The sequence below is a fragment of the Variovorax gossypii genome (genome assembly GCF_003965815.1).
Taxonomy (GTDB): domain Bacteria; phylum Pseudomonadota; class Gammaproteobacteria; order Burkholderiales; family Burkholderiaceae_C; genus Variovorax; species Variovorax gossypii.
This window is the reverse complement of sequence record NZ_RXOE01000001.1, coordinates 1,306,711-1,320,132: the sequence shown is the minus strand read 5'-3', so window position 1 is coordinate 1,320,132 and position 13,422 is coordinate 1,306,711. Positions and strand designations below refer to the sequence as shown.

14 protein-coding genes are annotated in these 13,422 nt (G+C 67.9%); 8 read left to right on the top strand and 6 right to left on the bottom strand.

The annotated features are described in order from the left end of the window. Positions 1–3: 3 nt before the first annotated feature. On the bottom strand, positions 4–702 hold the full coding sequence (alkB, locus tag EJP69_RS06210) for a DNA oxidative demethylase AlkB (protein WP_126469071.1): 699 nt from the start codon (positions 700–702) through the stop codon (positions 4–6). Positions 703–983: 281 nt separating this feature from the next. Here alkB and EJP69_RS06205 point away from each other — a divergent pair, with 281 nt between their 5' ends. The 3 genes from EJP69_RS06205 (at position 984) to EJP69_RS06195 (ending at position 4,938) form a co-directional block, all read left to right on the top strand. Beyond that, positions 984–1,154: a hypothetical protein gene (locus EJP69_RS06205; RefSeq protein ID WP_240652046.1), complete on the top strand. Its 171-nt coding sequence runs from the start codon at positions 984–986 to the stop codon at positions 1,152–1,154. Between the two features lie 114 nt (positions 1,155–1,268). Further along, entirely contained in the window at positions 1,269–2,897 is a 1,629-nt protein-coding gene (locus EJP69_RS06200) for a phospholipase D family protein (protein WP_126469070.1), read from the top strand. A 121-nt stretch (positions 2,898–3,018) separates the two neighbouring features. Continuing rightward, positions 3,019–4,938: a hypothetical protein gene (locus tag EJP69_RS06195; RefSeq protein ID WP_126469069.1), complete on the top strand. Its 1,920-nt coding sequence runs from the start codon at positions 3,019–3,021 to the stop codon at positions 4,936–4,938. Between the two features lie 137 nt (positions 4,939–5,075). Here EJP69_RS06195 and EJP69_RS06190 read toward each other — a convergent pair whose 3' ends face one another. The 4 genes from EJP69_RS06190 to EJP69_RS06175 form a co-directional block, all read right to left on the bottom strand. Next, a complete protein-coding gene (locus EJP69_RS06190; protein WP_093201965.1) occupies positions 5,076–5,588 on the bottom strand; it encodes a murein hydrolase activator EnvC family protein in 513 nt (170 codons plus the stop codon). 174 nt (positions 5,589–5,762) lie between these two features. After that, the gene (locus EJP69_RS06185; protein WP_093201963.1) at positions 5,763–6,251 is read right to left on the bottom strand and encodes a CreA family protein; all 489 of its coding nucleotides are present in this window, start codon (positions 6,249–6,251) and stop codon (positions 5,763–5,765) included. Positions 6,252–6,259: 8 nt separating this feature from the next. Next, on the bottom strand, positions 6,260–6,811 hold the full coding sequence (locus EJP69_RS06180; RefSeq protein ID WP_126469067.1) for an NUDIX hydrolase: 552 nt from the start codon (positions 6,809–6,811) through the stop codon (positions 6,260–6,262). A 21-nt stretch (positions 6,812–6,832) separates the two neighbouring features. Then, the gene (locus EJP69_RS06175) at positions 6,833–7,534 is read right to left on the bottom strand and encodes a fumarylacetoacetate hydrolase family protein (RefSeq protein ID WP_093305086.1); all 702 of its coding nucleotides are present in this window, start codon (positions 7,532–7,534) and stop codon (positions 6,833–6,835) included. Positions 7,535–7,653: 119 nt separating this feature from the next. On the opposite strand from EJP69_RS06175, the gene EJP69_RS06170 reads away from it, so the two are divergent. Genes EJP69_RS06170 through pgeF form a run of 3 tightly spaced genes read left to right on the top strand, consistent with a single transcriptional unit; the run spans position 7,654 to position 10,020 of the window. After that, on the top strand, positions 7,654–8,580 hold the full coding sequence (locus tag EJP69_RS06170) for a tetratricopeptide repeat protein (protein WP_126469066.1): 927 nt from the start codon (positions 7,654–7,656) through the stop codon (positions 8,578–8,580). A gap of 37 nt (positions 8,581–8,617) precedes the next feature. Further along, entirely contained in the window at positions 8,618–9,256 is a 639-nt protein-coding gene (gene maiA, locus EJP69_RS06165; protein ID WP_093305083.1) for a maleylacetoacetate isomerase, read from the top strand. Positions 9,257–9,261: 5 nt separating this feature from the next. After that, positions 9,262–10,020 (top strand): peptidoglycan editing factor PgeF, encoded by a 759-nt coding sequence (pgeF, locus tag EJP69_RS06160; protein WP_126469064.1) that lies wholly within the window; start codon positions 9,262–9,264, stop codon positions 10,018–10,020. On the opposite strand, the gene EJP69_RS06155 is transcribed toward pgeF, so the two are convergent. After that, a complete protein-coding gene (locus EJP69_RS06155; RefSeq protein ID WP_126469062.1) occupies positions 9,952–10,260 on the bottom strand; it encodes a hypothetical protein in 309 nt (102 codons plus the stop codon). The genes pgeF and EJP69_RS06155 overlap by 69 nt on opposite strands. 113 nt (positions 10,261–10,373) lie before the next feature. Here EJP69_RS06155 and phaC point away from each other — a divergent pair, with 113 nt between their 5' ends. Continuing rightward, positions 10,374–12,125, top strand: a complete 1,752-nt coding sequence (gene phaC, locus EJP69_RS06150) for a class I poly(R)-hydroxyalkanoic acid synthase (protein ID WP_126469285.1) — start codon at positions 10,374–10,376, stop codon at positions 12,123–12,125. 61 nt (positions 12,126–12,186) lie between these two features. Further along, entirely contained in the window at positions 12,187–13,365 is a 1,179-nt protein-coding gene (locus EJP69_RS06145) for an acetyl-CoA C-acetyltransferase (protein ID WP_093201945.1), read from the top strand. Positions 13,366–13,422: the final 57 nt, after the last annotated feature.

Genomic DNA, 13,422 nt, shown 5'->3' with positions numbered 1-13,422 from the left:
GTGTCAGCCTGCCTTGCGGAACGTGAGGTTGATGCGGATGGCGCCCAGCAGCGGATGCGGCTCGTCCTTCAGCGGCAGCACGCCGTGGTAGCGCAGCCGGTCTTCGCCGCCCCAGACCACGACGTCGCCGTGCGCCAGCGGTACGCGCGCGGCCTTGTCGCCGCGCGCGAGGCCGCCGAACAGGAACACGGCGGGCATGCCGAGCGACACCGAGACGATCGGCGCGCCGTAGTCGCGCTCGTCCTTGTCCTGGTGCAGCGACAGCCGCGCGCCGGGCGCGTAGCGGTTCACCAGGCAGGCATCGGGCGCGAAGCCGTCGAAGCCCGCCGCCGAAGCCGCTTCACGCGCCAGCCGGGCGAGCGCTTCGGGCATGGCGGGCCAGGGCCTGCCGCTGTCGGGATCGGTGGCGCTGTAGCGGTAGCCGCGCCGGTCGCTGGTCCAGCCGAGCGCGCCGCAGTTGGTGAGCGCGACCGACATGGTGAAGCCGCCGGGCGTGACCAGGTGGCGGAACGGCGCCTGCGCTTCCACTGCGCGGATGGCGGGCAGCAGTTCGTCGACGAAGGGGAGGGCGAAGCCGGGCAGCACGAAGGCGCCCGTTCCCAGCGGCTCGCGCGCCGCGCGGGGCGGGTCGTCGAACAGGGCGAGGGTGGTGGCTGCCGCCGGGCCGCCGCCGCTGCCGGTATTCCTGGAGTTCGTCGTCATCCTGTTCATGTCCCCCCGATCTTGCCGAAAAGCCGCAGCCGCCTCGCGGGCCTCGGCCGGCGGCGGGCTGCCTGGAGGCGGCAGACGGGCCTGTGCCTCCCATGTTCGCGTGATGCCCTTTGGCCGTTCAGACCTTACCGTCGTCACCCCTCTGGCCATGAGTAGTGCTTAGGGTTTAAATTCCGAAAAATACGTATCAAATGGGTGACGGTGAATCCACTATGGACGGCGCTCGACTCGCTCTCAGCGTTCCAGAAGGCTGGACGGGCTGGATCGAGCTCATGCGTACGCCCAGCGGCACCTACGCCGGTATCGCCGAACTGAGCTTCAGCGGCATTCCGCGCTGCGCGCTCGTCATCACTCAGCAGCTGTCGTGGGACGCGGCGGTCGAGCGGGCCACGCTGCGGGCCGATCATTTCGTCAGGCAATGGGGGCCGTCGCGCCGCTCCTGAGGGGGCCTTGAATCTCGTGCGGCGGCGCAGCACATGGGCCGGGCTCGTGGTAGAAACCGCGAGCCTTTTTCCGGGTCACGCCCGACCCACGACCCAACCCACGCGCCGCCATCCATGCCGAATTCCTGCCGCCGGACATCCGACAAACCGCATGTCCGATGGCTCGCATGGCTGCTGCTCGGCCTCGCGGCCCTGTGCCTGGCGGGCTGCGCCGGACTGCCGGCGGAAGTGCCGCGCAAGCCCTCGGCGGCCATCGCCGACGGAACCGAAACCACGCTCGGCCGCCTGGTGAAGGCGGCGGCGCCGCCCGGCGAGCCGCTGAGCGGGTTCAGGCTGCTGCCGATGCCGCAGTTCTCGCTGCATGCGCGCATCGAGCTCGCGCGCCGGGCGCAGCGCTCCATCGACGTGCAGTACTACCTCGTGCAGAACGACGAGACCGGCCGCTACCTGCTGCGTGCCCTGCGTGACGCGGCCGACCGGGGCGTGCGCGTGCGGCTGCTGGTGGACGACCTCTACACCGCCGGCGCCGATCCGCTGTTCACCAGCTTCGCCTCGCACCCGAACGTGGAGGTGCGGCTCTTCAATCCGTTTCCCGCCGGGCGCGACCGCTTCGGCACGCGCTGGGCCTGGTCGATTCTCGACTTCGACCGCGTGCACCGCCGCATGCACAACAAGCTCTACGTGGTGGACAACACCATCGCCGTGATGGGCGGGCGCAACATGGCCAACGAGTATTTCCTGCGCGACGGAGGCTCGAACTTCATCGACATCGACACGCTGGTGGCCGGCGAGGTGGTGCCCAGGCTGTCCTCGCTGTTCGACATGTACTGGAACAGCCAGTACGTCTATCCCATCGAGTCTTTGGTGCCGCCCACCGGCGAGACGCCGCGGCAGCTGCGCGATCGCTTCGATCGCCTGACCACCGGCCCCGAGCAGCTGCATCCCGAGGAGCCAGGCTCCACCGACCTGCTGGGCAACAACCCGCTGGCCAAGGACCTCGACGCCGGCGCGCTGAAGTTGGTCTGGGCGCGCGCCGAGGCGTACGCCGATCCGCCCGCCAAGGCGCTGGGAGCGACCGACGAGGCGCGCGGCCTGCCGGCCGACGAGTCGAAGGACAGCGTGCTCTACAACGTGCAGCGCTACCTGCGCGGCGCCGAGAACGAGATCATGCAGACCACGCCCTACCTGATTCCGGGGCGCGGCGGCATGGAGACGATCCGCATCGTGCGCGGCAACGGCGTGAGCTACACCATCGTCACCAATTCGCTGGCGGCCACGGACGAGTCGCTGGTGCACATCGGCTACCGCCGCTACCGCTCGCAGATGCTGCGCCTGGGCGTGGAGCTTTACGAGCTCAGTCCCAAGCGGGTGGAGCAGACGAAGCGCTTCGGCATGTACGGCTCGGCCAGCGGCCGGCTGCACGGCAAGTCGGCGGTGATCGACCGCAAGATCGTCTTCATCGGCTCGATGAACTTCGATCCGCGCTCGATGCTGCACAACACCGAGATCGGCATCTTCATCTTCAGCCCGCAGATCGCCCAGCAGCTCACCAGCCTGATCGGCTTCATACGGCTGGACGGCGCCTACCAGCTGCAGCTGGGCCCGACGGGCGCCATCGAGTGGGTGAGCCCGGCCTCGGGCGACGCGGCCGACACTATCCTGCACCGGGAGCCCGAAACGGACTTCTGGTCGAGGTGGAAGCTCGAACTGCTCGCGCCGCTGGTACCCGAGAGCCTGCTTTAGGCGGGCACGTCCCGCATCCTCAAAACAGAGGATGGTCGACAGGAGGGGGCTCCAGAAGAATCGCAACGCTCGTGTTACGAGTTGATTCTTTTGTTTGCCCCTTCACTAGACAAGACCATCCATGAATACAAACTTCGCGACCCCAGCGGCCTCCGGCCGGTCCTTCTTCAAGACGACGCGCTGCGCGTGCGCGGTGGCGCTCCTGATCTCGCTCGGTGCCTGTGGCGGCGGCGGTGGTGGCGGAGGCGGCGGCTTCGCCGGTTTCCCGGCCGCGGGCGGTAGCAGCAACCCGCCGGCCAGCGATCCGCCGGCCGCATCGGCGCCTGTTACGTTTTCGGGCACGGCGGCCTCCGGTTTGCCGCTGGTGGGTACCGTCACGGTCAAGGACGCCAAGGGCGCGACCAAGACCGAACCGCTGGTCGACGGCAACTACAAGATCGACGTGAGCGGCATGACCGCGCCTTTCGTCTTCCGCGCCGAGGGCACGGTGGCCGGCGAGCGCGTGGTGATCCATTCGGCCGCGACCGCGGCGGACGTCAACGGCACCATCAACATCACGCCGCTGACCGACCTGGTGGTGGCCAACATCGCCGGCCGGCTGGCCTCGCAGTATTTCGACGGCGGCGAGTTCGCCTCGCTCTCGGCCGACGAGCTCAAGGCCGAGTCCGACGCGCTCAAGGCCAAGCTGCTGCCGGTGCTGCAGGCCATGGGCGTGGACGCCAGCATCGACCTGCTGCGCACCGCCTTCACGCCGCTGTCGAGCGCGCTGGACAAGGCGCTGGACGTGCTGCGCGTGAGCGTCGACCCGGCCACCAACGTGGCGACCATCACCAACATCGTCACCCAGCAGCAGATCTCCGACGACCTGGCGGTGAAGGCCGCGGCCGAGCCCGCCGCCGCGCCGATGAGCGGCTCCGGCATGGACACCGCGGCCGACGACATCGTGGCGATCCGCAAGGTGCTCGCGGACTTCGTGGGCAAGTTCGCCACCGGACTGCCCGCGCCGTCGCAGCTGCTGTCGCTGATGACCGACGGCACCAATCCCGTCACCGGCACCTACGGCTTCAGGTTCTCCGACCTCAGCGCCTCGCAGTTCGCCAACGAGACGGCGACCGACACCAGCCTCGTGGGCGCGAGCTTCACCGACGTGGTGATCCAGCGCATCAACTACACCATCGACGCCAACAACACGAGCCCGCGCGCCTACGTCGAGTTCACGCACAAGGACAAGAACGGCATCGCCTTCAGCAACACGCAGGGCATGCAGATCGTGAAGGGCACGGACGGTGCGTGGCGCCTGCGCGGCGACGGGCGCGTGCTGGACATCAATCCGCACATGCACGCCACCAAGGAGAAGGCGACGGGTTGCGTGAGCAGCTCGCTGCAGTTCGAGATCCAGGACACGAACACCTCCAACAGCGGCAACGTCGCGTCGGTGGTCGTCACCGGCCCGGGCCTGCCCGCGGGCGGCCTGCGCCACGTGCGTCCTTCGGGTGGTGGCGCGTGGCCGATCGATGGCTCGTCGACCTACAACTACTACTACCTGACCTCGAACTGCGCCGGCCTGCCGAACGCCGGCCTGGGCGACAGCGCGATCGCGGCGCTTCCCGCCACGCCCGAGTACACCTTCACCGCCTACGAGAGCGACGGCACGACGGTGGCCAAGTTCAACGGCTTCGACATCATCTACAGGCACCGCTTCCATGGCCGTCCGCTGACGCTGGCCGAAACCGCCGCGGTCAGCTACCCGGCCTTCTCGACCACGCCGGCCCTGTCGTCCTATGTGGGCGGGAGCGATTTCGCCATCAGCGCCACCGGCCTGAACGCGGGCTTCGCCGCGCAGTTCTTCCTGAACCTGATGGCGGGCCCCTCGGCCGGTGCGACAGACCGGGCCGATGTCGCTCCCTCGGCAACGGGCACGGCATCGAAGACCTTCAACCTGCCGGCGCAGGGCTCGGTCTACTACAGGAACATGTTCGTCAGCACCTACGACAGCAACTGGCGCGAGATCGTGCTTCGCGACAACACCACGGCCGAATGACCGACTGATACAGGGAGGAAGGGAGGCAGGGCGCCCGTTATTCGGGCGCCCTGGAAAAGCGGAAGAAAAACAAAAGCCCCCGGAAGGGGGCTTTTTCATTGGCGGCGAGTGCGGCCGGGCCGTCGGCCCGTCGGCCGTTACTGCATCAGGCGACCGCTGAGATACGGCTCGGGATCGACCGGGCTGCCGTTCTTGCGGATCTCGAAGCGCAGCTTCACGCGGTCGGCGTTGCTGCGGCCCATCTCGGCGATCTTGTCGCCCTGGCGGACGACGGCGTTTTCCTTCACCAGGATGGTCTGCACGTGCGCATAGGCCGTGAGGAAGGTCTCGTTGTGCTTGACGATGACCATGTTGCCGTAGGCCGGCAGTTCGCCGCCCACGTACACCACGCGGCCGTCGGCCGAGGCGACGACCGGGTCGCCGAGGTTGCCGGCGATGTCGATGCCCTTGACGCGGTCGCCGTCGAAGCGGGCGATGGTCGGGCCGTTCGCGGGACGGATGAACAGTGCCGCCGGGCGCTGCTGCACCGGTGGCTTGGCCGCCGGGGGCGCCGGCCAGGGCGTGTTGAGGTCGACGGTGGAGCAGGCCGCGAGGCCCGCGGCGAGCAGCGCCATGGCGCCGGTGCGTAAAACAAAAGTCTGAAGGTGCATGGGCTCTGTTCGAACGGGTTCGTTGCGGAGGGTTCCTGCAAACCGGCACGCGCGGGGCGCGCCATGCGGGCGATGCTAGCAAACCGCCGCGCCGGCGCTGCGCGAAAGAGCAACCGGCTGTGAAGAGGGCATCGGGCATCCGGGGCATTGCCTGCCCCGGATGCCCGGATGGCGCTACTTGAGCGGAATGGGCGTGCCGCGGTCGATGGGCACCGCCGTCACGCTGTTCTTGGGCGAGCCGTCGATCAGCAGGTCGGAGTAGGTCAGGTAGACCAGCGTGTTGCGCTTGGCATCCACCATGCGCACCACGCGCAGGCGCTTGAAGAGCACCGACAGCCGCTCGCTGTAGACCTCCTCGCGCTTGGGCAGCGGCTGCGTGATGCTCACCGGGCCGACCTGGCGGCAGGCGATGGAGGCTTCGGCCTTGTCCTCGGCCACGCCGAAGGCGCCGGCCAGCCCGCCGGTCTTGGCGCGCGAGACATAGCAGGTCACGCCGTTGACCTTGGGATCGTCGTAGGCCTCGATCACGATCTTGTGGTCGGGGCCGATGAGCTTGAAGGCGGTGTCGACGTCGCCCACGGTTTCGGCCCTGGCCGCCGCTGCCGCCAGCGCGAAGCCGAGGCTGGCGCCGCACAGGAGGGTGGCGCGAAGTGTCTTGTTCATGGATTTCGTCAAACGATGCTGAGCTCGTGCACGCGGTCGAAGCTGCCGCTCCGCCGGTCCTCGAAGTAGTGCTCGAGCGTCTCGCGCACCGTGCGGAAGGCGATCTCGTCCCAGGGAATCTCTTCCTCGGTGAAGAGCCGCGCCTCGATGGTCTCGTGGCCCGGGTCGAACTTGTCGTCGAGCAGGCGCGCTCGGTAGAACAGGTGCACCTGGCCCACGCGAACCACGCTGATCACCGAGAACAGGCCCTCGATCTCGAAGTTCGCGCCGGCCTCCTCGTCGGTCTCGCGGGCCGCGCCCTGGGCGGTGGTTTCCTCGAGTTCCATGAAGCCGGCCGGCAGCGTCCATTTGCCCCAGCGCGGCTCGATGTTGCGCTTGCACAGCAGCACCTTGTCGCCCAGGACGGGGATGGTGCCGACCACGTTCAGCGGGTTCTCGTAGTGGATGGTGTGGCAGGCCGGGCAGACGGCGCGCTGCTTGGTGTCGCCGTCGTCCGGCACGCGGTAGACCACCGCGGTGCCGCAGTTCTTGCAATGCTTGATGGGTACGCGCAGGAGCATGAATGGGTCCGGCCGCCGTCTTCAGACGATCTTGACGGTCAGCGCCGGCAGGCCCGCGACCTCGCCCACGAGCGTGTCGCCGGCCACCACGGCGGCCACGCCTTCGGGCGTGCCGGTGTAGATCAGGTCGCCGGGCTGCAGCTCCCAGGCCGCCGACAGGTGCTCGATGGTCTCGGCCACGTTCCAGATCAGCTTGCTCACGTTGCTGCGCTGGCGGTCGGTGCCGTTGACCTGCAGCGAGATCTCGGCCTTCTCGGCGTCGCCGGCCTGCGCCACGGGCACGATCGGGCCGATGGGCGCGCTCTGCTCGAAGCCCTTGCCGATGTCCCAGGGGCGGCCCTGCTTCTTCATGTCGTTCTGCAGGTCGCGGCGCGTCATGTCGAGGCCGACCGCATAGCCGTAGATGTGCTTGTGCGCGTCGGCCGCGGCGATGTTCCTGCCGCCGGTGCCGATGGCGACCACGAGTTCGATCTCGTGGTGCAGGTTCTTCGTGAGCGAGGGGTAGGCCATGGTGCCGGTCTGGCCCGCGTCGACCACCACCAGCGCGTCGGCGGGCTTCATGAAAAAGAAGGGCGGCTCGCGGCCGGTGAAGCCCATTTCCTTGGCGTGATCTTCGTAGTTGCGGCCCACGCAGTAGATGCGGTGCACCGGAAAGCGGGCGGACTGGCCGGCCACCGGCACCGAGACGGCGGGGGACGGGGCGAAGACGAACTCGGAAGCCATTGAGACGTGTCCTTTTTCAACGAAACCTGGGCGGGAAACCGGCAGTGTGCCAGAGGCGCGGGGCTCACAATAGACGGCCCGAGCGGCGTATTCCTTCTCCATTCCCCTCATTTCCCACCATGCCCATCCGAATCGGCAAGGCCGGCAAGGCCAACGCGCTCAACGAACTAGGTCGCCGCCTCGACGACGAGGGCGACCAGGACGGCGCGCTGGAGGCCTATGCCCAGGCCGGCGCGGTGCTGCCGAACTGGTCGGCCCCCTGGTACAACATCGGCCTCATCCACAAGTACCGCGGCGACTGGGCCGCCTCGCTGCAAGCCAATGCCCGCGCCGTGCAATGCGATCCGCGCAACGAGGGCGCCATCTGGAACCTCGGCATCGCGGCCACGGCGCTGGGAGACTGGGACGCCGCCCGCAACGCCTGGCGGCAGTACGGCATCAAGGTGCCGGACGGCGAGGGGCCGGTCGACCTCTTCATCGGGCTCACGCCCATCCGCGTGCACGGCGACGAGGCCAGTGAAGTGGTGTGGGCCGACCGCATCGACCCGGCACGGGCCATCCTGCGCAACGTGCCCACACCTGACAGCGGCCACCGCTATGGCGACCTCGTGCTGCACGACGGCGCGGCCAACGGCTACCGCCTGCGGGGCGAGCGCGAGGTGCCGGTGTTCGACGCGCTCGAGCTGATCGCTCCTTCCGACTACTCGACCTACGAGGTCATGGTCGAGGACGCGACGAAGGAAGACATCGAGGCGCTGGTCCGGCGCTTCGAGGCCGCCGACGCGAGCGCCGAGAACTGGACGACCAGCATGCAGATTCTCTGCCGCGCCTGTTCCGAGGGGCGCCCTTACGGCGAGGGCCGGCACAACCACGGCGAGGGCGAAGAGCCCGGCACCCTGGGGCCATGGCGCATCGGCATCGCCGCCCGCCAGGAAGAAGCCGCACGCCGCATCCTCGACGAGTGGCGGGATGCCATCGCCACCACGTCGCCGAAGGCCGCGCTGCTGGACTTCCGCTGCGTGCTGGTGGCTATAGCCCGCTCGTGACGCTGCGCCATGGAGGGAGCGCTATGCTTGCGAAATCATGAAGCTGCATAACTACTTCCGCTCCTCCGCCTCGTTCCGCGTGCGCATCGCCCTCAACCTGAAGGGCCTCGACTTCGAATACATCCCCGTGCACATCGCGCGCGGCGACCACCGTACCGGCCCCTTCGCCTCCATCTCCGCCGACAGGCTCGTGCCGCTGCTCGAGGACGAGGGCGAGCGTTTCTCGCAGTCCATGGCCATCATCGAGTACCTTGACGAAGTGCATCCCGAGCCGCCGCTGCTGCCCAGCGATCCGGTGGGCCGCGCCCACGTGCGCGCGCTGGCGCAGTCGATCGCCTGCGAGATCCACCCGCTCAACAACCTGCGCGTGCTCAAGTACCTCGTGAAGGACCTGAAGCTCGACGAGGACGCCAAGAATGCCTGGTATCGCCACTGGGTGCGCGACGGCCTGATGGCCTTCGAGCGCCAGCTCGCGCAGTACCCCGCCGGCACCTACTGCTGGGGCGACACGCCCACCATGGCCGACTGCTGCCTGGTGCCGCAGATCTTCAACGGCCGCCGCTTCGACTGCGACTTCAGCGGCCTGCCGCGCACCATGGCCGCCTTCGAGGCCTGCATGGAGCACGAGGCCTTCCAGCGCGCCCAGCCTTCGCAGGCGCCCGACGCGGAAGCCTGAAGCCCATGGATGCACGCTGGCTCGTGCCCGAGTGGCCCGCGCCGCCGAACGTGCGGGCCGTGTGCACCACGCGCGAGGGCGGTGTTTCCACGGGGCGCTACCGCAGCTTCAACCTCGGCGACCACGTGGGCGACGAGCCCGCGCATGTGGCGGAGAACCGGAATCGCCTTCGCACCGCTGTCGGCGCGCGTCCGGTCTTCCTGCAGCAGGTGCACGGCACGGGCGTGGTCGCGCTCGATGCCGCACAGGACATGGTGCGCGACGGCACCGCGGCCGATGCCTGCACCGCCACTGCCGCAGGCCTGGCCTGCACGATCATGGTGGCCGACTGTCTTCCCGTGCTCTTCACCGACGAAGCCGGCCACCGCGTGGCGGCAGCGCATGCCGGCTGGCGCGGACTGGCGGGCGGGGTGCTCGAGCAGACCGCGAAGGCCTTCGAGGCCGAGGGCGGTTCGCGCGTCATTGCCTGGCTTGGCCCCTGCATCGGTCCCAAGGCCTTCGAGGTGGGGCCGGAGGTCAAGGCCGCCTTCGAGGCGCATTCACCCGAAGCCGCATCCTGCTTCCGGCCCGCGCCGGCGCAAGGCAAATGGCTGGCCGACCTGCCGGCGCTGGCGCGGCAGCGGCTGCAAGCCGCGGGCATCGGGGCGGTGTACGGCAACGACGGCAGCGATCCGTGGTGCACCGTCACCGACGCTTCAAGGTTCTTTTCGCACCGGCGCGACGGCGTCAGCGGGCGCTTCGCCGCCCTGGTCTGGAAGGTTTGAGCCCGCAGCCTCGGCCGCCGCGCGCCTCGCGGCTTCCTGAGCCTCGAGTTCGCGCTGCTTGATCGCTCGGCGCCGTGCGGGAGTGCCCATCAGGTAAACCACCAGTGCCACCGGCGCCAAACCGTACAAAAGAAATGTGAAGATGGCGCCCAGCACGGTGCCTGTGGTGTTGGTGGCCTCGGCCACGGCCATCATCAAGGCGACATACAACCAGCCGATGACGATCAGATGGATAAACACGGAAAGTTTCAGTTGGTAAGTGAGGAGGGCGGCGTTGTGAGGGCCCTTTGAATGCAGCATACTCAAAACACGCAAGCCATCCGTACCGTTTCAGGCGAGGACCAGGAGACATGATGAAGCAACAAGCCACGGGGGCCGATGCGTTCGCGCCCTTCCAGCAGGCACTTTCGGAAGGGTGGAGCAAGGCGCTGGAATCGTTCCAGCAGTCCGCCGCACAGGGGGCTTCGGCCTTCAATGTCGGCGGCACGCCGCTATGGGAACTGCCCCAGGGCATGAAGATGCCCGATCTGCCCCGTTTTTCCATCGATCCCGAAAAACTCCAGTCCATCCAGCAGCAGTACCTTGCCGAGGCCACAGAGCTATGGCGCCAGGGCTTCGATGCGAAGCCCGAGGGCGACAAGCGCTTCGCCGCCGATGCCTGGGGCCGCAATCCGCTTTCGGCCTTCTCGGCAGCCGTGTACCTGCTCAACGGCCGCACCATGCTGAGCATGGCCGAGGCCATCGAGGCAGACGAGAAGACCAAGGCCCGACTGCGCTTCGCCGTCGAGCAATGGATGGCCGCCTCGGCGCCCAGCAACTCGCTGGCCTTCAATGCCGAGGCGCAGAAGAAGGCCATCGACACGCAGGGCGAGAGCATCGCCAAGGGCATCCAGAACCTGCTGCACGACGTCAGGCAGGGCCACCTCAGCATGACCGACGAGAGTGCCTTCGAAGTGGGGCGCAACGTGGCCACCACCGAGGGCGCCGTGGTGTTCGAGAACGAGTTCTTCCAGCTGCTCGAATACAAGCCGCTCACCGCCAAGGTGCATGAGCGGCCCTTCCTGCTGGTGCCGCCCTGCATCAACAAGTTCTACATCCTCGACCTGCAGCCCGAGAACTCGCTGATCCGCTATGCGAACGAGCAAGGCCACCGCGTGTTCGTGGTGAGCTGGCGCAACCCCGACGAGTCGATGAGCAAGGCCACCTGGGACGACTACATCGAGAACGCCGCCATCAAGGCGATCCACACGGTGCAGGAGATCACGGGCAGCAGGCAGATCAACGCGCTGGGCTTCTGCGTGGGCGGCACCATCCTGAGTACCGCGCTGGCCGTGCTCGCGGCGCGCGGCGAGAAGCCGGCCGCCTCGGTCACGCTGCTGACCACCTTCCTCGACTTCAGCGACACCGGCATCCTCGACATCTTCGTGGACGAGCAGATGGTGCAGTACCGCGAGATGCAGCTGGGCAAGGGCGGCCTGCTGCCCGGTGGCGACCTGGCCTCGACCTTCAGCTTCCTGCGGCCCAACGACCTGGTGTGGAACTACGTGGTCGGCAACTACCTGAAGGGCGAGACCCCGCCGCCCTTCGACCTGCTGTACTGGAACAGCGACGCCACCAACCTGCCGGGCCCGTTCTACGCCTGGTACCTGCGCAACACGTACCACGAGAACAAGCTGGCCAAGCCGAACGCGCTCACCGTCTGCGGCGAGAAGATCGACCTCGGCAGCATCGACATCCCGGCCTACATCTACGGCTCGCGCGAAGACCACATCGTGCCCATCGGCGGCGCGTACGCCTCCACGCAGCTGCTGCCCGGCAAGAAGCGCTTCGTGATGGGCGCCTCGGGCCACATCGCGGGCGTGATCAACCCGCCCGCCAAGAAGAAGCGCAGCCACTGGATCCGCGAGGACGGCAAGTTCCCCAAGACCCAGGCCGAATGGCTGACCGGCGCGCAGGAGCATCCCGGCAGCTGGTGGACCGACTGGGCACAATGGCTCAAGGGGCACGCGGGCAAACAGATTCCCGCTCCCAGGGCGTACGGCAATGGCAAGGCCTACAAGGCCATCGAGCCGGCACCGGGACGCTACGTCAAGGCCAAGGCCTGACGGAGTTCGGCTCGGCAAGGCCGTAGCAACAGAGTTTCAAATCACTTCAACGGAGAACCTCATGGAAGACATCGTCATCGTTTCGGCAGCCCGCACGGCAGTCGGCAAGTTCGGCGGCTCGCTCGCCGGCATTCCGGCCACGGAGTTGGGTGCGATCGTGATCAAGGAAGTGATTGCACGCGCCAACCTCACGGCCGAGCAGGTCGGCGAGGCCATCATGGGCCAGGTGCTGGCAGCGGGCGCGGGCCAGAACCCCGCGCGCCAGGCATGGCTGAAGAGCGGCGGCACCAAGGAAACCCCGGCGCTCACCATCAACGCCGTGTGCGGCTCGGGCCTGAAGGCCGTGATGCTGGCGGCGCAGGCCGTGGCCACGGGCGACAGCGAGATCGTGATCGCCGGCGGCCAGGAAAACATGAGCGCCGCACCGCACGTGCTGCCCAACTCGCGCAACGGCCAGCGCATGGGCGACTGGAAGCTGGTCGACACCATGATCGTCGACGGCCTGTGGGACGTCTACAACCAGTACCACATGGGCATCACCGCCGAGAACGTGGCCAAGAAGTACGGCATCGACCGCTCCGCGCAGGACGAACTGGCGCTGGGCAGCCAGACCAAGGCCGCCGCCGCGCAGGACGCCGGCAAGTTCAAGGACGAGATCGTCGGCGTGAGCATTCCGCAGAAGAAGGGCGACCCCGTCGTCTTCAACACCGACGAATTCATCAACCGCAAGACCAGCGCCGAAGGCCTGGCCGGCCTGCGCCCCGCCTTCGACAAGGCCGGCGGCGTGACCGCGGGCAATGCCTCGGGCCTGAACGACGGCGCCGCCGCCGTGATGGTGATGACGGCCAAGAAGGCCGCAGCCCTCGGCTTGAAGCCGCTGGGCCGCATCGCCAGCTACGCCACCGCCGGCCTCGACCCCGCCATCATGGGCATGGGCCCCGTGCCCGCTTCGACCAAGGCGCTGCAGCGCGCCGGCTGGAAGGCCGCCGACCTCGACCTGCTCGAGATCAACGAAGCCTTCGCCGCGCAGGCCTGCGCCGTGAACAAGGAAATGGGCTGGGACATCAACAAGGTGAACGTCAACGGCGGCGCCATCGCCATCGGCCACCCCATCGGCGCGTCGGGCTGCCGCATCCTGGTGACGCTGCTGCACGAAATGCAGCGCCAGAACGCCAAGAAGGGCATCGCCTCGCTGTGCATCGGCGGGGGCATGGGCGTGGCGCTGACGATCGAACGCTAACCAGCGTACAAGGGACGTGTCGGCCGAAAGGCGGGTACGTCCCATTCGATCTTTCAC